This is a genomic window from Blautia sp. LMAG:36, assembly GCF_008680535.1.
Taxonomy (GTDB): domain Bacteria; phylum Bacillota; class Clostridia; order Lachnospirales; family Lachnospiraceae; genus Blautia_A; species Blautia_A fusiformis.
This window is the reverse complement of record NZ_NALB01000003.1, coordinates 554,961-577,701: the sequence shown is the minus strand read 5'-3', so window position 1 is coordinate 577,701 and position 22,741 is coordinate 554,961. Positions and strand designations below refer to the sequence as shown.

The following is a 22,741-nucleotide window of genomic DNA, read 5'->3' as shown; positions in this document are numbered from 1 at the left end:
TCTTTTGCAATAAATTTTACTTTTCTTTGATCCGTTCTTTGAAAAGCTGTTGACAAAGATTTTTATATATGATTAAATAGTCATATGAACATTGATTCATATATTCATATAAAAAACAAACGAATCAGCAAGGAGAGTTCATATGGAAGAAAAATTAAAGAAAGATTCCATGAAGTCCGCAGATTCCTGCGGCTGCGGTCACGAGCATGCGCATCACAGCCATGATGAGCATGAAGAACATCACGATCATGAGCACCATCACCATGATGAGCACTGCGGCTGTGGCTGCGAGAATCATGACCATGAAGATCATGAACATGAGCCTCCTCACCACCATGAGCACTGCAGCTGTGGTTGTGAGGATCATAAACATGAACATCATGAACACGAGCACCTTCACCACCATGACGAGCACTGTGGTTGTGGCTGCGAGGATCATGAGCACGAACATCATGAACACGAGCACCATCACAGCCATGGCGAGCACTGTGGTTGTGGCTGCGAGGATCATGAGCACGAACATCATGAACATGAGCATCATCATCACCATGACGAGCACTGTGGTTGTGGTTGCGAGGATCACGAGCACGAACATCATGAACACGAGCACCATCACAGCCATGGCGAGCACTGTGGTTGTGGCTGCGAGGATCATGAGCACGAACATCATGAACATGAGCATCATCATCACCATGACGAGCACTGCGGCTGTGGTTGTGAAGATCATAAACATGAACATCATGAACACGAGCATCATCACCATGACGAGCACTGCAGCTGTGGTTGTGAAGATCATAAACATGAACATCATGAACACGAGCACCTTCACCACCATGACGAGCACTGTGGTTGTGGTTGCGGAGATCATGAGCACCACGGTCACTCCCACAATGCTCTCACCGCAAAGCGTATCTACATTCTGGAGAACCTCGGCTGCGCTCACTGTGCTTCCAAAATGGAGGAACGGATCCAGGCTCTTGAAGGCGTCGAAAGCGCTACCATTACTTTTGCAACAAAACAGCTTCGCTTAGGGGCTGCAGATTCAGACGCTCTGCTTCCGCAGATCCGCAAGATCTGCACATCCATTGAGTCTGAAGTTAAAGTTGTTCCGAGAAATCCAGCTCCGGCAGCTTCCACTGACACAACAACTAAGACCTATCTTCTGGAGAATCTAGGCTGCGCTCACTGCGCTTCCAAAATGGAGGAACAGATTGCAAACCTTGAAGGCATTTCCGAAGCAACCATCACTTTTGCAACAAAACAGCTTCGCTTAACTGCAAAGAATCCGGATCGATACCTGGATCAAATCCGTAAGATCTGTACATCCATTGAATCCGAAGTTCTTGTAAAAGAAAAGGATCCGAAGCCAAAGGCTCAGTCCCCAACAACAGCGACTCACCAAACCGCTTCCAAGAAGAAATTTTTCTCCAGGGAAAACGTAGATATCATCTGTATTATCATCGGTGCAGTACTCTTCGTTGCCGGAGAGATCATGGAACACAAAGGCTTTGGTACCAGTGCCACTCTTCCTGTATTTGTGATCGCATACCTGGCGCTTGGGGGTGTTATCGTTGTAAAAGCTGCCAAAAACATCTCTCACGGACAGATTTTTGACGAAAACTTTCTCATGAGCATTGCAACACTTGCCGCTTTTGCCATCAATGATTCTGCTGAGGCCGTAGGCGTTATGCTCTTCTACCGCATCGGCGAGCTTTTTGAGGAAAAAGCCGTTGAACGAAGCCGCGGGCAGATCATGGATGCCGTAGACCTTCGTCCGGAAGTTGTAAACCTGGTCACAGGCGATGATATCCAGGTAATTCCCTCTGAAGAGGCTCAGATCGGAGACATTCTTCTGGTCCGTCCCGGAGACCGCATCCCTCTTGATGGTATCGTAATTGAGGGAAACAGCCGTATCGACACTTCTCCGATCACAGGAGAGCCTGTACCGGTTGCTGTAAATGAAGGTGATGAGATCACTTCTGGTTGCGTCAACACTTCCGGCCAGCTTAAGATCCGCGTGGAAAAACCTCTGGAAGAATCCATGGTCACTCGTATTCTGGATTCCGTAGAAAACGCGGCAGCAAGCAAACCGAAGATCGACCGCTTTATCACACGTTTTGCCAGGGTTTATACTCCTTGTGTTGTAGGAATCGCAGTGGCAACTGCCATACTCCCATCCCTTGTTACCGGAAACTGGCATTACTGGATCTACACAGCCATTACTTTCCTGGTAATGAGCTGCCCTTGTGCTCTTGTACTTAGTATCCCGCTGGCCTTCTTCTCTGGGATTGGTGCCGGTTCCAAAAAGGGTATCCTTTTCAAGGGTGGCCTTTCCATCGAAGGATTAAGTAAGCTCGGCGCTGTGATCATGGATAAGACCGGTACTATCACAGAGGGTAACTTCCAGCTTCAGAAGGTTGTTGCCACCGGTAAATACACGGAAAATGAACTCCTTTCCATGTGTGCAGGCTGTGAACAGAACTCCACACATCCTATTGCAAACAGCATCGTTGCTGCCGCAAAGGAACGTGAGATCCAATTTGAAAAACCGATCTCCCTGGAAGAAATTTCCGGTCACGGGATCGTTGCGGAAATGCCGGAGGGAAAAGTTCTCTGCGGAAATCGCAAGCTGATGGATAAATTCGGAGTTACAATCGGAGAATTAAAGGAAGCCGCTTACGGCTCTGAAGTATTTATGGCAGTAAACGGAACCTTCGCAGGATATATGCTGATCTCCGATACCATCAAACCTGACGCAAAGGAAGCCATTGCTTCTCTGAAAAAGCTTGGTCTCCACACCGTTATGCTCACTGGAGACTCCGAAGACAGTGCACAGGCTGTAGGAAAAGATGCCGGGATCGATGAGATCTATGCAAAGCTTCTTCCGGAGGATAAGCTCAATGCCCTGAAAAAGGTCCGCCAGGCACATGGAACGGTTATGTTTGTCGGTGACGGTATCAACGACGCTCCTGTTCTTGCAGGTGCTGATGTAGGTGCTGCCATGGGAAGCGGTGCAGATGCTGCCATTGAAGCCGCAGATGCCGTATTTATGAATTCCAATGTAGATGCGATCCCTCAGTCCATTGCCATTGCACGAAGCACAAACCGTATTGCATGGCAGAACGTAATATTTGCCCTGGTGATCAAGATCGCAGTTATGATCCTTGGTCTTGCCGGACATGCCAACATGTGGATGGCCGTATTTGCAGACACTGGCGTTGCCATGATCTGCGTGCTGAATTCCATTCGTATCCTGTATAAAAAATAAGATCCGTTCTGCAGGGCAGATATCCTGCAGCGGATCCCTGTGCATCCATACAACTCCCCAGTGATGCAGAAAAGAATTTGACCGGTGCGTTTTTTTCAGCTACAATAGAAGTTAACAGTTTGGAGGATACGCAAATGAAGAAAACACATATAGATTACCCGATCAATGATGATACACTGTACCGGCTTGCCGACCTGTTCAAGGTTTTCGGTGATCCTACCAGGATCCGTATCCTGTACGTACTTTCTGTGGAAGAACTCTGTGTTCAGGATATTGCCGATCGTCTTTCCATGACCCAGAGTGCCATTTCCCATCAGCTCCGGGTACTGAAGCAGATGTCACTGGTCAAATTTCGAAGAGATGGAAAAACCATTTACTACTCCCTGGCAGACAGCCATGTGGCAACCATCATGAATCAGGGTCTGGAACACGTTACAGAAGAATAACGCATAAAACACAATGCAAAAAGCCAATCTGCTTCCCAATGGAAGAACAGATTGGCTTTTTTTCTCTGCCTTACTCGTGCATCATTTATATTTATCCCTCGCCCTGTGGTGAAGCACCATCGCTCCGTATGCAGGCATCTTCACCTGAAGAATCCCTGCATCTGCAATATATTCTTCCGGCATTTCCGTATAACCCTCTCCGGAAGAAAGCATCAGGCGCTGAAAAGCCGTTGCTTCTTTCCGGCTTACACCGGTTTTCCAGGCTGTTACCCTTATGTCTCTCTCCTGATCCTGATTATTAAGGATCACTAGGATCTGTTCAGAATCAGAAAAACGACCATAGCTCAAGCCCTGATGATCGTTCCACAGAAATTCCAGGGAACCCTTTGCAAGAATCGGATATGCCTTGTGTATGCAGATCATACGTTTATGAAAGTCCAGCATCTCCTGGTCTTCTTTTCCCCAGGGATAAGTTCTGCGGTTATCCGGATCTGTAAAGCCGCAGACGCCGGCCTCATCCCCGTAATATACCGTAGGCGCACCAGGCCACGTCATCTGGATCACAACAGCCTCTCTCATGATGGCAGGATTGATGCCTGCAGATGCTGCCTCTGCGCCTGCATAGGAAAGCCTTCCTACTCTGTGATTGGTCCTTGTCAAAAATCTGGAATGGTCATGGTTTGAAAGCTCATTCATGGCTCCATAAAGCGCGCCCATATGCAAAGACTGCATATGATGCTTCATCGCCCCGATAAAGGCCTCGCTGTTGCCATAAAGGTCCTCCCGGTACTCATCACTGTGCTTCTCCATTCCGGTCAGGAACCAGGTTACAGGCTCCATAAAAGCGTCATAGTTCATAACCGTATCCCACTCATCGCCGCGAAGCCAGCTTTCCGGATTTCCGTAGTGTTCTGCAAGGATCACTGCATCAGGATTGGCTTCTTTTACTGTCCTCCGGAACTCTTTCCAGAAGTGATGGTTAAAATCATTACTGTGGCCCAGATCTGCAGCTACATCCAGTCTCCAGCCGTCTACGTTATACGGCGGCGAAACCCATTTTCTGCCCACATCAAGAATCGTCCGGCAAAGCTCCTCAGATTCTTCGTAGTTCAGCTTTGGCAGGGTATCATGGGTCCACCAGCCGTCGTAGGTTGGATTATAGGGCCAGCGGTTCTGATCCTGGAAGCAGAAGAAAGAACGATAAGGGCTGTCCGCCGAAACATAGGCCCCCTTTTCGTAGCCTTCCTGATTTTCGTAGATCCGTTCCCTGTCCATCCATTTATTAAAGGATCCGCAATGGTTAAATACCCCATCCAGGATCACTTTCATCCCTCTTCTGTGAATTTCCTCCACAAGCTCCTGAAAAAGCTTATTACTGGCCTCCAAATTCCGTTTATCGGTCACACGGCGGATATATTTAAGGGCATGACTGTTGTCACTGTCTCCGGGACTTAACAGACCATCACAGTCCTCTACGATCCTTCCGATATGCGGATCGATATGATCGTAATCCTGACAGTCATACTTATGGTTGCTGGGAGAAACAAAGACCGGATTCAGATAGATCACATCTACTCCAAGCTCCTGAAGATAATCCAGCTTATCCATAACTCCCTGAAGATCGCCGCCATAAAATTCCCGGACACCCATCACAGCCGGAACCTTTTCCCAGTTATCCACTTTTACGGAAGTGTCCCCGATATAGAAATATTCCCCTGTTTCCACATCATTGGAAGGATCTCCGTTACAGAAACGATCCACATAAATCTGATACATCACAGCACCCTTCAGCCACTCAGGCACATGATATCCGGGATAGATCTCAAATTCTGTCCTTTCCTCATGTCTGGTGCTTACACCATTTGTATCATAATAACAGGTAACAAGTCCTGAATGGATCTCAAAGTAATATCGTACAAGATCTTTTCCCATTACGATCTGTGCAGTATAATAATCAAAGCTTCCGGAAGTTTTTTCCCGCTTCATTTCCAGATATTCTCCGTCATGCACAAGACAGACGTTGTCCACGTTATTTCTCTGGGTACGAAAACGGATCGTAACTGTATCACCTTCCCGCGGCTCCACAGGTGTACGGTAATATTCCGTCCCGTCACTGAACATTGCGTCTTTATTTAATACCGGACTCATATTGAGTATATACCGCATCTTCTTTGCAGTCTCCATGCTTTCATATAACATTCTATTTTCCTCATTCCGTTTTTAGTACCATGTTTTTAAATATATTATCTTAATTTTTTCCATCCCGCAAGCATATATATCTGTTTTCTCCGTAATCCGTCTTTTATTTTTGGGCAGTAAAAAAGGCAGCTGGTTAAGCTGCCTTTTTTGGAGAAGGTATTTCTTCTTATGGGGTGTAGCAAAAACTATATAATGTATTGGGGGGTTTTTACGGTATTTATAGTACCATGTGTCCACCAAAAAGTGTGCACAAAGTTCACAAAATTCAATATTTTTTTTTGTGCATTTTATTCGTTTGTTTTTGCAACCTCTTCTTTTTCTGTTGTAAAAAGTGCTTCAAACTCTTCACGATGTATCTTTTCCTTCTCGAGAAGAAGGGCCGCACAGCTGTGAAGAACGCCGATATTCTCACGGATGATGCTCTCTGCATTCTCATGGCACTCACGGATGATACGGGAAATCTCCCCATCAATCTCTCTTGCCACTTCCTCACTGTAGCCTCTGGTATGTGCCAGATCACGGCCGATAAATACCTCATCGTCATCGTTGCCATAAGCGATCAGACCGATTTTTTCAGACATGCCGTATTTCATTACCATAGAGCGTGCAGTCTCTGTGGCACGTTTGATATCATTGGAAGCACCGGTGGTGATATCTCCGAAGATAATCTCCTCAGCCACACGTCCGCCAAGAAGCGTGGTGATATCCTCCAGCATTTTGTTCTTTGTATTAAACATCTCATCATTATCCGGCAGCGGCATGGTGTAGCCGGCAGCTCCCATTCCCGTAGGAATAATGGAAATGGTGTATACCGGATCCATATGAGGAAGTACATGGAACAGGATCGCATGGCCTGCTTCATGATAAGCTGTGATCTTTTTCTCTTTATCAGAGATGACCTTGCTCTTCTTTTCTGCACCGATCCCAACCTTGATGAATGCTTTTTTGATATCCTTCTGCATGATATAAGGACGACCCTCTTTTGCAGCATCAATGGCAGCTTCGTTAAGAAGGTTCTCCAGATCTGCGCCTGTAAATCCTGCGGTTGTCTGGGCGATCTGGCGAAGATCCACATCATCTCCCAGCGGTTTGTCCTTGGCATGGACCATAAGGATCTCTTCTCTGCCCTTGACATCCGGGCGTCCCACACCGACTTTACGGTCAAATCGTCCCGGACGGAGGATCGCAGGATCCAGAATATCCACACGGTTGGTCGCTGCCATTACGATGATTCCTTCATTTACTCCAAAACCATCCATCTCTACAAGAAGCTGGTTCAACGTCTGTTCTCTCTCATCGTGGCCGCCGCCCATACCGGTTCCCCTTTGACGGGCTACCGCATCGATCTCATCAATAAAGATGATGCACGGTGCATGACGCTTGCCCTCTTCAAAAAGATCTCGTACACGGGAAGCACCGACACCAACAAACATCTCCACGAAATCGGATCCAGAAATGGAGAAAAACGGAACTCCGGCCTCTCCTGCAACTGCCTTCGCGAGAAGGGTTTTACCTGTTCCCGGAGGGCCCACAAGGATCACTCCCTTCGGGATCCTGGCACCTACCTTCGTATACTTCTGAGGGGATTTCAGGAAGTCAACTACCTCCTCCAGATCCTCCTTCTCCTCCTGAAGACCTGCAACATCTTTGAATGTTACTTTCTTATCATCAGGGGATGACATCCTTGCTCTGCTTTTTCCGAAGTTCATCATCTTCGCATTGCTTCCGCCGCCTCCGGACATCTGCCGGTTCATCATCATAAAGAAAAAGATAAGGATCGCGCCGGTAAGCACTACCGGAAGTACCGTTCCGATCATGGAGCTGTCCTTGGGTACATTGCGGATCGTCGGATCGATACCATGTTCTTCAAGAAGCTCCTCCGCTTCCTTTACATCGGTTACGTAGACTGTCTTCTGACCGTCTGAAACAATGTTTGCTGTTACATAACCGGTGGGCACTTCTCTGTTCTGATGGATCACCGCATCCGTCACTTTGTCTTCTTCCAGAGCCTTTTCCAGCTGGCCCATTGTGTAGCTGCCCTGGGTAGATACCTGGTCATTGAGATACAGATATCCTGCGATCAGTGCCACAATAAGCAGAAGGTACAGGCCTATCTTACCTGAATGCTTGCTCACTTGGTTAAATCTCCTTTCAGTCCTGAAGCTCCACTACTCCGATGTAAGGAAGGTTTCTGTATTTCTGGGCATAATCAAGTCCGTATCCTACTACAAACTCGTCCGGAATATTGAAGCAGCAGTAATCTACCTCTACATCTGTCACACGTCTCTCAGGTTTGTCAAGAAGTGTACAGAGTTTGATGCTTGCCGGATGTCTGCCCTTCAGGATACGCAGCAGATAGCTTAAGGTTCTGCCTGAATCAATGATATCCTCTACGATCAGAACATCTTTCCCATCCAGTGGCTGATCCAGATCCTTGACGATCTTTACAACACCGCTGGATTTCGTATCATCACCGTAACTGGACACAGACATGAAATCCAGTGTTACCGGACGTGTGATTCTCTTGGCAAGCTCACACATAAAGAAAACGCCGCCTTTCAGAACGCAGATCATGTGTACATCTTTTCCTTCATAATCCTTGTTGATCATGTCTGCAACTTCCTGGATACGGGCATCTACCTCTTCTTCACTGAGTAAAACCCTGATTTTTTCGCTCATGCTAAAGCTCCTCCTTGGTAATGTAATTCTAACACTCTCCCTGTAGTGGAAGTGATCTTATACTTCTCGTTCATCCGTCCTCCCGGGATCCAGAGTATCTCAGATCCTGCCGCAACAACCGGAAGCCTGTCTCTCATCTCCGCCGGAATCTTCTCATCAATAAAGATCCGGTTCAGCTTCTTTTTTCCGCCTTCACTGTTTACAGTAAGATAATCTCCCTGTCTTCTGGTCCGAACGCATGGACTGTCTTTTATTTTATCATAATCAAACCATTTCGTATACTTTTTTTCTTCAATCTTCTGTTTCTTATAAGAAAAAATTTTCGACTCAAAAACTCCGAAAGGACTTTCCAGAATCCCAGGTACCGGAAGCTCCATAGACATTTCTCTGAGACCTGCCAATACTTTTTTTTCAGTGGAAGCAGCGTTCTCTCTGTCTGATGCAGAGTTGTTTTTCAGACATACCCCTCCATACTGTCGTATTACCCGCAGCGATTCCGGAAGGTTGATATAACGACCGTTTTCTTTTTTTTGAAGCGAAAGGACCTGGTCCACATGAAGAGATGTAAAGTCCTTACGTTTTCCTGCCAGTATCTCAAATGCCTCCATCACCGCATATTCCTGAAGGATAGGATCCTGTGCAAAAAATTTTTCATCCAGAAGATAGCCATTTTCTTTCCGGCAGCTTGCCAGAAGCTCCCTTCCCTTTTTCTGAAGATACGAATCTGCTTCTGCCAGAACCCGTGCGGTTTCTGCCATATGCTCCACCGCTTTTGCATTGATCTTCTGTTCCATAGCCGGAAGAATATGGTTACGGATCCGGTTTCTTGTATAGTCATCTGAAAGATTGCTGCTGTCTGTGATATAGGAAATACCTCTCTCCTTCAGATAATTGACGATCTCCTTCCGTTCTAAACACAAAACCGGCCGGATGATCTCACCGTTTACCGCCTGTATCCCGGAAAGTCCCCGGATACCGGTTCCCCTTGCCAGATGATGCAGCATAGTCTCTGCCAGATCGTTGCGGTTGTGTGCCAGTGCGATCCGGAACTGTCCGTTCTTTTCTGACTGTTCCCCAGAAAAACCAAGTCTCTTTTTTTCCTCCTGAAATGCCTGTTTTCGCACGATCCTTCCGGTTTCTTCTTCTCCCAGCTTCCACTTTTCGGAAAGCTCCGGAACCGGATAATGCCTGGACCGGAAAGGGACTCCCCAATCCCGGCAGATTTTTCCCACAAACTGCTCATCCCGGTCCGCCTCCTGGCCCCGGATCCCATGATGGACATGAACCACTTCCATGGAAAAACCAATCTCTTTCTGAAGATTTTTCAGAATATGAAGCATTGCTATGGAATCTGCCCCTCCGGAAACCCCTGCCACAACCATATCCTCTGCTTTCAGCATCTGATGGTCTCTGATATATTTTCTTACACGTGTGATCATTTTTTCTCCTGTAACCAAAAATACTCTATTTTTTCCACAATCCTGCCACAACTACTGTCATATCATCCCTGGCATGATAATCGCTGTATCCCAGGACCCTTTCCAGTATTCCCCGTCCCATCTCCCGGGGCTCTTTTTCCCGAACATCCATAATGATCTCCTTCATAGTTTCTTCTTCCCGTTCTGCAGGAAGTGCATCCAGAACTCCATCTGTCATCATGATCAGGTAATCTCCATGATAAAGCTTTCTTGATGCAGTATCAAAATCCAACTGCTGGACCAAGCCTGCGGCAAGATTTTCCGAAGCAATGGATTCCACCCAGTGATCTCTTTTAATAAATGTGGAAGACGCCCCTGCTTTCAGGAAATCACAAATCCCGGTATAAAGATCCACCGCACAGATATCGACAGTAGAAAACATCCCTTCCCGTCCTTTCAACAGCAATGCGGAATTCACCATTCTGGCAGCTGTCTCCTGAGAAAAGCCGGATTCCAGAAACTGTTCCAGAAGTTCTACCACGATCTCGCTTTCTTTAAACGCTTCTATTCCGGAACCCATCCCATCAGACAGACAGAGAAAAAACCTGCCATCCTCTTCCTGACGACAGATATAATTATCTCCGGAAACTTTTTCCGCTTCTCTTGTAAGCCGCGCTACTCCGTAAAGCATCTGATAACTGACATCCTCCACAAAATGAACCATACGAAAATCTCCATTTACAATACTGCGGCTGCCAGCGTCCGGCGTCATGGAGCTTCCGCAGATCCTGGACAGGATCTGTGCGATTTCTGTCATAGAAACACACTGTCCGCTCCTGGCTCTCAGATTCAGAAATATCTGCCGTCTTCCTTCAATCTTATCCATGACCCAGACATTTTTTACAAGTACATGCTTTTTACGAAGAGCCTTTTTCAGATCTTCCTGAAACTGCGGATCTGCCGGCATGATATCATACAGCTCTTCTGCCATATGATCCATAATCCTCGAGATCTCCGTCAGCTGCTGTGCAACTGCAAGCCGGCTTTCGATCATCCGGTTGTCCCACACGAGATTCTGCCTTTCTTCACGAAATCCCTCATTCAGGACCTGAAAATACTGGGCGGAACGGCCACATGCTCTCATCCATTCACTGCGGGCTCTCTGGATATTCTCCTCATTGCCTTCCTCCATGGTACGGATCATATTCTCACTGCCCCGCATGGTTTCCCCGGCATGCTCTCCCCAGCAGATCTCTCTCTGATAACATCTGGAACATACAGCCGCACTGGTGTCCGATATGATACGGTTCAGCTGTCCTCCGCTCAAAAATTCCTTACGGTAAGGCATTCCGTAGAATGTATCCGCAAGCTTCCGGAAGGATGCTGCATACCGTTCCACTTTTTCCTTCTGGGGATGGCTTTCACAAAGCGGCAGCATTTCTTCTTTTTCCTTCGTTTTTCCCGAAAAGACAGTTTTTGCCATGTCCCGGAGTATCAGCAATATGCTGACTACGAGCATGGCAATGATCCATTCCTGCATATTTTCCCCTCCCCTTATAACCTTCACTGACTGAACATTATAAAGGAAGATCCCTGAAATATCTGTCAAAGCCGCACGAAAATGTCAAAAAAAATTTCGTCGAAACCTTTGATTTTCAGCTATTTTTCTTCCTGAAACACGATCTCGTTGTCTTTCACAAGTCCCAGTTTCTCACGAGCCGCCTCTTCCACATATTCGTCGGTCTTCATATATTCTTTCTCTGCTTCGATCTCCTTGGTACGTTCCTTCTCACTTTCAATCGACTTCTCCAGTGCTGTAGCTTTGGAATCATAATAATCCCTGCGCCGTTCCAGAGTCTTACTCTGTAACATAAGGCTTCCCAGCAACACCAGTGCGATCACCATGATCCCCGCCATGCCAAGATAATTATATCCGATCCGTTTTTTTTCTTTTCCCTTTTTTGGATTTTTCAATCTGCTGCTCCTTTTTTACACGATCTGATCTCTTTACCTTTTACGAGCTTATACATCCAGATTTTACAACTTCTTCAAAAAAATATCAACCGGTTTGCTGTCTTTTTAGCTTTAATGGAACAGTCTTTTTAAAAGGGATCCTTCTTTTTTGTCTTTTTTCCTGCCAAGATAGGTAAGACTGTCGATTTTTCCCTCCAGGCTAAGCTGCCCGCTTTTCAGATCAAGATGTTTTACATGAAGTCCTTCGCCTTTTATGGATAACTTTCCTTCCTCTGTATGCAGCAGTATTTCTTTTTCATCGAAAGAGATCACCTCCCGGATTCCCGTTATGGTGCCACCTTTCTGCCGCTCCAGCATCAGACTGTGAAATGCTGCCGTTCTCTTCTCGTCCAATCCATACCTCCCTGGGGATGATTTCTCTTTTATTTTATGAAAAATCCATCCGGAATAGACCATCACGCCTAAACGGCAGCTGTCCCTGCATCAGATATAGCGGAACATGCTTTCCACTTCATCTTTTTTTACCGTTTCCTTAACTTCCAGGACTTCAACCTTTACATTACGGCTTCCAAACTGAATCTCCACAGTGTCACCGGTCTTTACCTGTACAGAAGCCTTAGCCGGCTTGTCATTGACCAGAACTCTTCCTGCATCGCAGGCTTCATTTGCCACCGTACGGCGTTTGATCAGTCTGGATACCTTCAGATATTTATCAAGACGCATAATTTTTCCTCCTAAAAAAGCAGGGGAAACCAAAAAACCGGTTTCCCCTGCCGTTATCACTCTGAACCAACAGATTATTTGCCGTTGACAACGTCCTTTAAAGCTTTTCCTGCTTTGAACTTCGGAGACTTGGAAGCCTCGATCGTCATGGTCTCACCAGTCTGAGGATTTCTTCCCTCTCTTGCAGCTCTTGTGCTTACTTCGAAAGTTCCAAATCCAACCAGCTGAATCTTCTCGCCTTTTTTCAGTTCGTCTGTTACAACATCGATAAAAGATTTCAGAACAGCTTCTACATCTTTCCTGGAAAGATTGGTGTCTTTCGCCATTGCTGCCACTAACTCTGTTTTATTCATGGTGTTTCCTCCTATAATTGATGTTCTCTTATTTTTGACTTTGCTTTATATATATACCGCTTTTGGCTTATAATGTCAAGGTTTTTCGCATATTACAGGCGGAATGTGACCTATTTTATTATTTCATGGAATCAACCATTTCAAGAACAGCCTTGCCCATTGCATTAGACTTCTCGTCCGCGTCTGCAAGAGATGTTCCCTTAACGCCATAATAGAATTTAACCTTAGGCTCTGTTCCGGACGGTCTTACGCAAACCCATGCATCATCAGTAAGCTCATAGTAGAGAACATTGGAATTCGGAAGTCCTGTCGGCTTCTTCTCACCTGTTGCAAGATCTGTGATCTCATCCAGCTTGTAGTCACGTACAGCAGTCACCTTATGTCCGGCAAACTCGGCAGGCGGATTCTGACGAAGTGTTGTCATGATCTCCTGGATCTTCTGAAGTCCCTCGATACCCTTCATGGTAACTGCCTGGATGGCATCCTTATAGTAGCCGAACTCCTCATACATATCGATCATTGCATCCCAGAGAGTCTTGCCCTGTGTCTTATAGTAAGCAGCAGCTTCACAAAGTGCCATGGTAGCAACAATGGCATCCTTGTCTCTTGCATAGGTTCCGATCAGGCAGCCGTAGCTCTCCTCAAATCCGAAAAGATATGTACCCTTGCCACTGTTCTCAAATCCGAGGATCTGCTGTCCGATGTATTTGAATCCGGTAAGCACTTCGATAAGCTTCACGTTGTATCCCTTGGCAATAGCATCTGCCAGGTTTGTTGTAACGATAGTCTTTACAAGAGCTCCGTCCTCCGGAAGGCTTCCGTTCACAGCCTTTCTCTGGCTCAGCTCATAGTTTGCAAGAAGGCATCCGGACATGTTACCAGTAAGATCATGATACTCTCCGTTTTTGTCCTTTACGCGAACGCCAAGACGGTCTGCATCCGGGTCTGTGGCAAGTACGATGTCTGCATCCACTTCCTTCGCAAGCTTCAGGCCAAGCTCAAATGCCTCTGCTGCCTCCGGGTTCGGATAGCTGACTGTCGGGAAATCCCCATTCGGAAGCTCCTGTTCCGGTACTACATATACATTCTCAAATCCAAGCTCCTTAAGGATCCTTCTGGCCGGAATATTGCCGGTTCCGTGAAGAGGTGTGTAAACGATTTTCAGGTTCTTGCCCTCTGCCTGGATCGCATCCATATGGATGATCTGTTTCTTAAGCTCTGCCATGTAAGCGTCATCGACAGCCTGTCCGATCACTTCGAAAAGTCCTGCATTTACTGCTTCTTCCTTATCCATGGTCTTTACGGTATTCCAGTCGGAGATTGCCTTTACCTCGCCCATGATACCGGAATCATGAGGTGGTGTGATCTGCGCGCCGTCCTCCCAGTAAACCTTGTATCCGTTGTATTCCGGAGGATTGTGGCTGGCTGTTACGTTGATACCTGCCACACAGCCCAGATGACGTACTGCAAAGGAAAGCTCCGGTGTCGGACGAAGTGTCTCAAAGATATAAGCCTTGATTCCGTTTGCTGCCAGGCAAAGTGCTGCTTCCTGGGCAAACTCCGGTGACATATGACGGGAATCATATGCGATGGCAACTCCCTGAGATTTCTTGTCAACCTTGGCAATATAGTTGGCAAGCCCCTGGGTCGCTCTTCTTACCACATAAATATTCATACGGTTGGTACCTGCGCCGATGATACCACGCAGGCCTGCCGTACCAAACTCAAGATCCATATAAAAACGCTCTTTGATCTCATTTTCGTCGTCTTTGATCGCTTTCAGTTCTTCCTTTGTCGCCTCATCAAAGTATGGGTTTTCAAGCCACTGATTATAGATTTCTTTATAATCCATGTTCCAAAATACCTCCCTGTTTCTTTATATAAGATACTTAGTATTATATAACAATTTTCAGAAAAAGGGAAGTTTTGTTTTCGTTACATTCAGAATCATTACTGTCTGAAGCACTGTTTTGAAAATTCCTCCCACTGTTTTTTCTGATAAATCAGGGTTCTCAGCTTTTCCACATTTTTTCCGGAGATCACAGCCTTGTTATGTGTATAATAATGGTTTGCCAGTTTCCAGTATTTTTCCGGATAACAGAACCGGACTCTCAGGTTCTGCCACTCAGACTCTGAGAGCGGCCGCACGGAATCATATTCAGAAAGCATCTTCTGCGCGAGGTGCAGATCCCAGCTGTATTTCTCCAGGATTTTCCGCATAAAGCGGTACAGATCTGCCATCTGCACATCAAAGCTCCAGTGGCTAAAATTCGTCACCGCTGTGTTTTTCCCAAGCATCAGCACATTATGCTGATTATATTCGCCATGACAGATACTGCCGCTTTGAAGAGACTGCTGCCGCAGATTTTTATAATCCGTGGTTTCCAGCATAGCTGCCGCTTCTTCTCCTTTTTGCAGAAACCATTCCACGCTTTTCAGATAATCTTTCTCAAAAGAATTGACCGCTCCTTTTTTTCGGATAAAACGACGTATTTTTTTCATTTCCTGATTATGCCGGACGTATTCTTCCTGCAGATTTCTTCCCGCGTAATCCATTTCCACAGGAAGCTGCATGATCTTGTGGATCTGCGCCAGAGTCCGGATGCTTTTTAAAATATCGTTTTCGGATCTCGTGTCACATTCCCGTCCCTCAAACCAGACCTGTGCAGTATATGGAACAGAATCTTTGTCCCTGCTTACCAGTACGCCTTCCCTGTTTCTGAGATAAGCGTCCACAAGACAGTTCTGTTCTTTCATTTTTTCAAGAAGCTGCTGCTGCATGGAAAGCTTTTTTTCCGAGCCATGAAATTCCCGGAGTATCACCGGACCTTTTTCTGTCCGGCACAGAAGTGCCCCCCGCACCCTGACGGAGAATGAAGCCGTAAGCCCATACTGCTCCAGCACGCTCAACCCATAATCATACAAAAAAGTTCCCCCCTGCCTTATTTTACGTTCTATCTTATGCAGGGGGGATTTTTGTTATTCTATTCGGTTTTTATGCTGTCTTTTTCTGCTGTTTCAAGAAGTTTTTCTTTTGTATTAAGGGTTGGATCTTTCAGCACACAGTCAAGAAGTCTTTCGAGCAGCGCTCCCAGTGCCGGTCCGGCCGGATGTCCTGCCTTTATAAGATCCTTTCCGGAAACTGCCAGGGTTTTCAGGGATGTACATTCTCCTCTTTCAAGGATCCCCTGATAAGCTTCCGTCACACCGCCTAACCGTGCCAGCTTCTCCTCCCTCTTGTAAGTACTCTGGGATAAAAGATCTGCCTTCTGTACTTTCAGATACAGCGGAAAAAGCTCTTCTCCGATAAGATTCACAGCTCTCCGCACATCCTCGGCGTCCGGTGTGGGACGAAGATCATGATACCGGATCAGCCGACAGGTATTTCGGATCGTTACATTATCAAATTTCAGACGGCGCAGGATCTTTCCTGCCAGCTTCTCGCCTGCCGGTCCGTGAGTCTTAAAGTGGTCTCTTCCATTCTCGTCTGTCTTTTTTACAACCGGCTTGGCAATGTCATGAAGAAGCATGGTGATACGAAGAAGCCTGTCATTCTCAATCTCCGTAAGGCTTTTCAGGATGTGTTCGCCTACGCTGCAGCAGTGATGGGGGGTATTCTGCGCTGTTTCCATGCAAGCATCAAATTCCGGAAGAAATTCCCGGGTAAGGCCTGTCTCCCAGGCTGTCCGGAGGTAATCCGGATGATCTGATACCAGAAGCTTTACAAGCTCTGTCTGGATACGCTCTGCACTGACATGCTCCAGATTCCCCGACATCCGTGCCAGTGCCGCTTTCGTATTCTCTTCCACAGTAAAACCAAGCTGTGCGGAAAAACGCACTGCACGGAGCATCCGAAGAGCATCCTCTGTAAAACGTTCCACCGGTTCCCCGACACAACGGATGATCTTCCTATTGATATCCTCCATTCCGCCAAACAGGTCCACCAGTCCATGCTCCGGATGATAAGCCATGGCGTTAATAGTAAAATCTCTTCGTTTCAGATCTTCCTCAAGACTTCTGGTAAAGGTCACGGCATCCGGGTGGCGGCCGTCATGATATTCTCCGTCTACACGGTAGGTTGTCACCTCAAAGCCCTCTTTGCCCATCATTACAGTTACTGTTCCATGCTGAATCCCCGTATCTACAGTTCTGTGAAAAAGCGCCTTCACCTGCTCCGGAAGTGCGGAGGTAGTGATATCCCAGTCCCCAGGCACCCGGTTCAGGATGGAATCCCGGACACAGCCGCCAACAACATATGCCTCATAGCCGGCTTCATTGAGAGTGCACAGGATCTGTTCTGCCTTTTGTGGTATGTTTATCGTCATAATAACTCCTCTTGATGATCGCTGCTGTCCGGTAAAGCGGACATTCGCAATCCGCTTCGCTACTTGCTCATGAACGCAGTCGCTTCGCGATCTGCGTTCAAAACACGTTTACATTTCGCTGTATTATCTCCATGTCAGCAGCCGAATAATATTCTGATATGTTTTCCTTAACGCTATTATAACATAGATTCATAAAAACAGCGGAGCATATTTTGCCCCGCCGTTGTTTCTACAATATGATCGTCCCACTTTTTTGAAGTGGCCTGCTATATTTTTTAGTATGCGCGTCCCCAGTAAACCATCTTCTTAGCCGGTTTTCCACAGCATACGCAAACGTCGCTTAACTGCTCCTGCTCAAACGGCATACATCTGGATGTTGCCTGGAAATCTTCCTTGATCTTGTCCTCACACGCACGATCTCCGCACCACATAGCTTTGATAAAGCCAGGCTTGCTGTTGATGATCTCGCCAAACTCCTCATAATTCTTTGCTACATAAGTATGCGCCTCTCTGTGTGCACGTGCGCGCTCCAGCATATCATGCTGAATGGTATCCAGAAGCTCTTTTACCTTATCTGCAAGCTCCTCGAAGGATACTGTGTATTTCTCACGGGTATCTCTTCTGCAGAGAACTGCCTGGCCATTCTCGATATCCTTCGGTCCACATTCCACACGAAGCGGGATACCACGCATCTCCTGCTCAGCAAACTTGAATCCCGGGCTCTTGTCTGTCGCATCAACCTTTGCACGGATACCTGCTGCCTTCAGTGCTGCAAGAAGCTCGTCAGCCTTCTCCATAACGCCCTCTTTACGCTGCTGGATCGGGATAATCACAGTCTGTACCGGAGCGATCCTCGGAGGAAGAACAAGTCCACTGTTATCACCGTGAACCATGATGATAGCACCAATCATACGGGTTGTCATTCCCCAGGATGTCTGGTGAACATATTTCAGTGTGTTATCTTTATCTGTGTACTGGATTCCGAATGCTTTGGCAAAGCCATCTCCGAAGTTATGGCTTGTACCGGACTGGAGAGCCTTACCGTCGTGCATCAGAGATTCGATGGTGTAAGTAGCCTCAGCACCTGCAAATTTCTCTTTATCTGTCTTCTGGCCTTTGATGACCGGAATCGCAAGAACTTCCTCGCAGAAGTCTGCATAGATGTTCAGCATCTGGATGGTACGCTGCTCCGCTTCCTCAGCTGTTGCGTGAGCAGTATGTCCCTCCTGCCACAGAAACTCTCTGGAACGAAGGAAGGGACGTGTTGTCTTCTCCCAGCGTACAACGGAACACCACTGATTATATACCTTTGGAAGATCTCTGTGAGACTGGATCTCTTTCTGGTAGAAATCGCAGAACAGAGTCTCAGAAGTCGGACGCACGCAAAGTCTCTCCTGCAGCGGATCAAGGCCGCCATGAGTCACCCATGCAACCTCCGGAGCAAAACCTTCTACATGATCTTTCTCTTTATCAAGAAGAGACTCCGGAATAAAGATCGGCATGTAAACATTCTCTACACCGGTCTCTTTAAATCTGCGGTCAAGCTCATGCTGGATATTCTCCCAGATCGCATAACCTGCAGGTTTGATCGCCATACAGCCCTTAACACTTGTATAGCCACAAAGCTCAGCCTTCTTAACAACGTCTGTATACCACTGAGCAAAATCCTCATCCATAGATGTGATGGCCTGTACTAATTTCTTTTCTTTTGCCATGATAAATCTCCTTTTTCTTGTGATCTGTTACATATTGCCGGCTGTCAGGCAGCCACAGCAATCCGGAATCCTTCCAGCTTGCTCTTATGTCCCATAAACCGTACACTACATTTACAGTCCCGTTTTACGGACAAAAAAATAAGCCCTCCGGATCCCTCACAAGGGACCGAATGACTTCGGCGGTACCACCCCAGTTAACAGCCAGAAAAGCTGTTCTCTCAACACCCGTTAACGCCGGAAACACACGCCACGCTTCAATCACGCAGAGCTCCGAGGCCGGTTCCACAGTTCACGCACAGGATCCTTCCACCAAAGCAGATCCCTCTCTGAGATAATTCCCTGTGTACTATTCTCATCATCGCCGTATCTCTGATATATTTTAGGTGAAAACCGCCTCAAAGTCAACCCCAAACAAAAAAATATAACAAGTCTCTCTGCTATGAGTTACTGCTCACTCCGTTCTCAGTAACACGCTTCGCGATGCACAGAATTTATGCTAATCGCATAAATTCGCGCGGTATGTCTCGGGTTTTCTGTGACCTTCGCTCACAAAAAACACCTCGCGGAACATTGCCAGTGAACAGTAACTGCTATGATCCTATTCCTTCACAGACACAGCCGGCATCTCCAGATACCTGTTCAGATCTTCTGTGAGAATATGGATCTTAGTTCTGGTATCCTGCTCCTGGTAAGTCAACCGGCCTGCGATCCTGGTGATATAATCCTCTTCTTCGATGATCTCACAGGTCTCAGGAAAATTAATATCATAATACTGTGCAAGATAAGATACCCAGTAATCCACCGGCACATGTCTGTCTGCGGATAACACGGATTCTCTTCTGAGACAGGACTCCCACACTGCCGGTGAGATCAGCCCTTCCCCGGCAACCTCTTCTGATACACCAAACATGGCCCCTATTGATGCTTCCAGCTTCACCCGGCAATTATCCAGCTTATCGGCATCACGGATCAATTTTGCATGGAAAAGTGTTCTGGCATCGTGGATTCCTTCCAGTTTGAAATCACTGTGTTTCCGAATTGCTGCATCGATCAGTTCATCAAATTTATCATCCTTCACGAAGCGCCGGATCAGCTTCTCCTCCCCGAAAAGAAGTTCTGCACCGAACACTGCATGATCCATGGTCCCCGGCTCAAAGCTGTGAAATCTACGGATCTGCTCAAAACGGCCAATATCATGAAGCAGACCGATCAGCTCCGCAAGTTCCACATCTTCATCGGAACATTCCATTTTTCTGGCGATCTCTCCTGCGTATTTCACCACTCCATAGGTATGTACGATCTTCAGATAGATCTGTTCATCCTCCCGGTCGTACTCATCCAGATATTTTTCGAATTCCTGTTTTGCATGTGCAATGTCGATCATTCTGCCACATCCCTTCTTTTGTTCATTCTGTAGTTCTGTAAACACTCTGTATTTATTATACCGAAGGTCTCTGACGAATTCTACTGTATTTCCCGGAATTTTAAATCTTCTCGCTGCTGCCGAATGACTTCCCTGCTCAAAGAGCCAGTTATCCCCTTCGTTTTCGGAAATGATATCCGGAACAACATGGGCGACACCGTCCTCCCCTGTCTGGTCTGCCTCCACATCACGGAGCCATTTTCGGTAGAAGGAATAGGTATTTTCAAGGAAGCATGCCGTACGGCAGAAGATTTCTGCATCACCGGTCCATCCAAGACGCTCATCTCCCTGTGGTGTCTCAAAAATATTTTTTGGTTTTACTTCCTCCATAAGGGAAACCTGTCCGGTAAACCGTTTTTTTCGGTTTCATCTATTCATACTTTACGATTTCTTTCCGCAGCCGCTTCATGATCCGCTTTTCCAGGCGAGAAATGTAGGATTGCGAAATTCCTAAAAGATCCGCTACCTCCTTCTGTGTTTTCTCGCTTCCTTCCCGGTTTCCGATACCGAATCGCAGACGGATGATCATCTGTTCCCGCTTTGTCAGTTTGCTGATGGCTTTTCCAAGAAGTGCGATCTCCACCTCATCTTCCAGACGTCTGGAGATCACATCGTCATCCGTTCCCAGGATATCCGAAAGTAGCAGCTCATTTCCATCCCAGTCCACATTCAGCGGCTCATCAATGGAAACCTCCATCTTTGTTTTGCTGTTTCTCCTCAGATACATCAGGATCTCATTTTCGATACATCGTGATGCATAGGTAGCAAGCTTGATATTTTTTACCGGATCAAAGGTATTGATAGCCTTTATGAGCCCTATGGTTCCGATGGAGATCAGATCCTCCACACCTACCCCTGTATTATCAAATTTCTTTGCAATATAAACCACCAGCCGTAGATTGTGCTCGATCAGAACCGACTTTCCCTCTTTTTCCTTTTCTGTTCCCAGCATTTCGATCACTTCAGCCTCCCGTTCCGCTGACAACGGCGCCGGAAGGATATCATTTCCACCAATATAAAAAACCTCTCCCGGACGATTGAACATAAATTTCCGGATCACCTGAAACGGATAGGATCTTGCAGCTGCTCTGTTCATAACATAAGCCCCCTTCTCAATTTAATAGTCTGGAATTCAAAAGTATCTCGTACTCTTCTCCCAAAGCTGAGGGCTCGGATGTTATGGCAAGCACCGGTTTTCCTACATGTACCACCCTTTCGGGAGTCTGGATCAGAAGTTCATCAAGGATCACTGCCAGCAGCAGTCCTTTTTTTCCATCTGCGGTATGGCAGCTCAGAAAATGCGGCTGCAGACTGACAAATCCTGTATTTTCCAGTGCCTCTGGTTTATCTTTAATATCCATCAGTTTTTTCACCTGCTCTTTCGATATCAGGCTTCCCAGGAGTTCCTGTTTGATGATCGATACCGGCTGTTTTTTCACAGGATCCATAAGGAGATTTCCGGTATCATAAAAGCCGTATGTCTGCTGCAGCTTCCCCTGATATTTCAAAGTGACCGGAAAAATATTTCTTCTTCCAAACCGGAAGGTCTCGGTCACACATCCCAGAGTATAAAGTGTGCCATAAATCCCTGCCAGAAAAAGCAGAAATATTTTCACCGTCATGGTTCTTTCCGTTTCCAGTGCCTGATAGATCCCGCCAACCACAAAAGCTGTGAAATACAGAGCCAGAATGGTTTTTACAAGAAGGCCGCCTTTTTTCAGTCGAAAAGCAAACGACGCCATAAAAAAAGCGCAGCCGCCATGGATTAGTACAGCGGCAGGAAAAATGATCTTAAAAGGTGCACATACAAGCAGGCAGGATACAAAAGATCCAAAGGCAGCGGATATCACACATCTTCTGCGTTTCCCATCAAGATGCAGAAATTTTCCCACAAGTCTTAAAAGCATGTAATCCATAAGGAAATTCGTCATAAAAACGATATCTATGTACATCCTCTGATACATAAGCTTCCCCCACTGCTGTTTCGTCTGCCATCGATTCTCAACTTTGGTAAGTGTATTTATTATAGGGCAGGCTCTTTGCATATTTTGTCAAATCCGGATGTCGATTCTTCTAACTTATCGGGTCGTTTCTGTCTGCCTCGACATTTATAGATTTTTTCTATGAATCGGCGACAAAAATGTATAAATTTCCGTACAATATTTGTATTTGTTGATTTTCGCACTTTATAGTGCTAAAATATTTTTTATTATATTTC

General features: G+C 46.5%; 19 protein-coding genes and 1 other annotated feature. Of the genes, 2 read left to right on the top strand and 17 right to left on the bottom strand.

Translation table 11 applies throughout. The annotated features are described in order from the left end of the window. Positions 1-154 precede the first annotated feature (154 nt). A complete protein-coding gene (locus CCC17_RS02885) occupies positions 155-943 on the bottom strand; it encodes a hypothetical protein (protein ID WP_287082564.1) in 789 nt (262 codons plus the stop codon). A 12-nt stretch (positions 944-955) separates the two neighbouring features. On the opposite strand from CCC17_RS02885, the gene CCC17_RS02880 reads away from it, so the two are divergent. Both CCC17_RS02880 and CCC17_RS02875 read left to right on the top strand, forming a co-directional pair. After that, complete coding sequence (locus CCC17_RS02880) at positions 956-3,268, top strand: heavy metal translocating P-type ATPase (protein WP_330577270.1); 2,313 nt, start codon at positions 956-958, stop codon at positions 3,266-3,268. Between the two features lie 134 nt (positions 3,269-3,402). After that, positions 3,403-3,714: an ArsR/SmtB family transcription factor gene (locus CCC17_RS02875; protein ID WP_022427364.1), complete on the top strand. Its 312-nt coding sequence runs from the start codon at positions 3,403-3,405 to the stop codon at positions 3,712-3,714. An 81-nt stretch (positions 3,715-3,795) separates the two neighbouring features. On the opposite strand, the gene CCC17_RS02870 is transcribed toward CCC17_RS02875, so the two are convergent. The 16 genes from CCC17_RS02870 to CCC17_RS02795 form a co-directional block, all read right to left on the bottom strand. Continuing rightward, complete coding sequence (locus CCC17_RS02870; RefSeq protein WP_287082480.1) at positions 3,796-5,913, bottom strand: glycoside hydrolase family 13 protein; 2,118 nt, start codon at positions 5,911-5,913, stop codon at positions 3,796-3,798. Positions 5,914-6,200: 287 nt separating this feature from the next. Further along, entirely contained in the window at positions 6,201-8,048 is a 1,848-nt protein-coding gene (gene ftsH, locus CCC17_RS02865) for an ATP-dependent zinc metalloprotease FtsH (RefSeq protein WP_118624037.1), read from the bottom strand. Positions 8,049-8,064: 16 nt separating this feature from the next. Continuing rightward, positions 8,065-8,592, bottom strand: a complete 528-nt coding sequence (hpt, locus tag CCC17_RS02860) for a hypoxanthine phosphoribosyltransferase (protein WP_138277220.1) — start codon at positions 8,590-8,592, stop codon at positions 8,065-8,067. Beyond that, complete coding sequence (tilS, locus tag CCC17_RS02855; protein ID WP_287082479.1) at positions 8,589-10,031, bottom strand: tRNA lysidine(34) synthetase TilS; 1,443 nt, start codon at positions 10,029-10,031, stop codon at positions 8,589-8,591. Before tilS ends, hpt begins: the two co-directional genes overlap by 4 nt. A gap of 25 nt (positions 10,032-10,056) precedes the next feature. Next, a complete protein-coding gene (locus CCC17_RS02850) occupies positions 10,057-11,550 on the bottom strand; it encodes a SpoIIE family protein phosphatase (protein ID WP_287082477.1) in 1,494 nt (497 codons plus the stop codon). A gap of 119 nt (positions 11,551-11,669) precedes the next feature. After that, positions 11,670-11,984, bottom strand: coding sequence for an FtsB family cell division protein (locus tag CCC17_RS02845; RefSeq protein ID WP_227752318.1), 315 nt, complete (start codon positions 11,982-11,984; stop codon positions 11,670-11,672). A 111-nt stretch (positions 11,985-12,095) separates the two neighbouring features. Beyond that, positions 12,096-12,377: a sporulation protein YabP gene (gene yabP, locus CCC17_RS02840; protein ID WP_173753898.1), complete on the bottom strand. Its 282-nt coding sequence runs from the start codon at positions 12,375-12,377 to the stop codon at positions 12,096-12,098. A gap of 90 nt (positions 12,378-12,467) precedes the next feature. Next, positions 12,468-12,707, bottom strand: coding sequence for an RNA-binding S4 domain-containing protein (locus CCC17_RS02835; protein ID WP_015527118.1), 240 nt, complete (start codon positions 12,705-12,707; stop codon positions 12,468-12,470). Positions 12,708-12,781: 74 nt separating this feature from the next. Further along, positions 12,782-13,075 (bottom strand): HU family DNA-binding protein, encoded by a 294-nt coding sequence (locus tag CCC17_RS02830; RefSeq protein ID WP_270427032.1) that lies wholly within the window; start codon positions 13,073-13,075, stop codon positions 12,782-12,784. A 103-nt stretch (positions 13,076-13,178) separates the two neighbouring features. Next, complete coding sequence (locus CCC17_RS02825; protein WP_287082476.1) at positions 13,179-14,912, bottom strand: phospho-sugar mutase; 1,734 nt, start codon at positions 14,910-14,912, stop codon at positions 13,179-13,181. 98 nt (positions 14,913-15,010) lie between these two features. Further along, positions 15,011-15,985 carry a hypothetical protein gene (locus tag CCC17_RS02820; RefSeq protein WP_287082474.1) on the bottom strand — a complete coding sequence of 325 codons (975 nt, stop codon included), beginning with the start codon at positions 15,983-15,985 and terminating at the stop codon, positions 15,011-15,013. Between the two features lie 59 nt (positions 15,986-16,044). Next, complete coding sequence (locus tag CCC17_RS02815) at positions 16,045-17,385, bottom strand: CCA tRNA nucleotidyltransferase (RefSeq protein WP_287082473.1); 1,341 nt, start codon at positions 17,383-17,385, stop codon at positions 16,045-16,047. 275 nt (positions 17,386-17,660) lie between these two features. Beyond that, entirely contained in the window at positions 17,661-19,100 is a 1,440-nt protein-coding gene (gene proS, locus CCC17_RS02810) for a proline--tRNA ligase (protein ID WP_015527114.1), read from the bottom strand. A gap of 158 nt (positions 19,101-19,258) precedes the next feature. Continuing rightward, positions 19,259-19,468: a binding site (T-box leader), on the bottom strand. A 230-nt stretch (positions 19,469-19,698) separates the two neighbouring features. After that, positions 19,699-20,853, bottom strand: a complete 1,155-nt coding sequence (locus tag CCC17_RS02805) for an HD domain-containing protein (protein ID WP_287082472.1) — start codon at positions 20,851-20,853, stop codon at positions 19,699-19,701. Positions 20,854-20,893: 40 nt separating this feature from the next. Then, positions 20,894-21,619, bottom strand: a complete 726-nt coding sequence (gene sigE, locus CCC17_RS02800; protein WP_015527110.1) for an RNA polymerase sporulation sigma factor SigE — start codon at positions 21,617-21,619, stop codon at positions 20,894-20,896. Between the two features lie 16 nt (positions 21,620-21,635). Next, complete coding sequence (locus tag CCC17_RS02795) at positions 21,636-22,487, bottom strand: sigma-E processing peptidase SpoIIGA (RefSeq protein WP_182465473.1); 852 nt, start codon at positions 22,485-22,487, stop codon at positions 21,636-21,638. Positions 22,488-22,741: the final 254 nt, after the last annotated feature.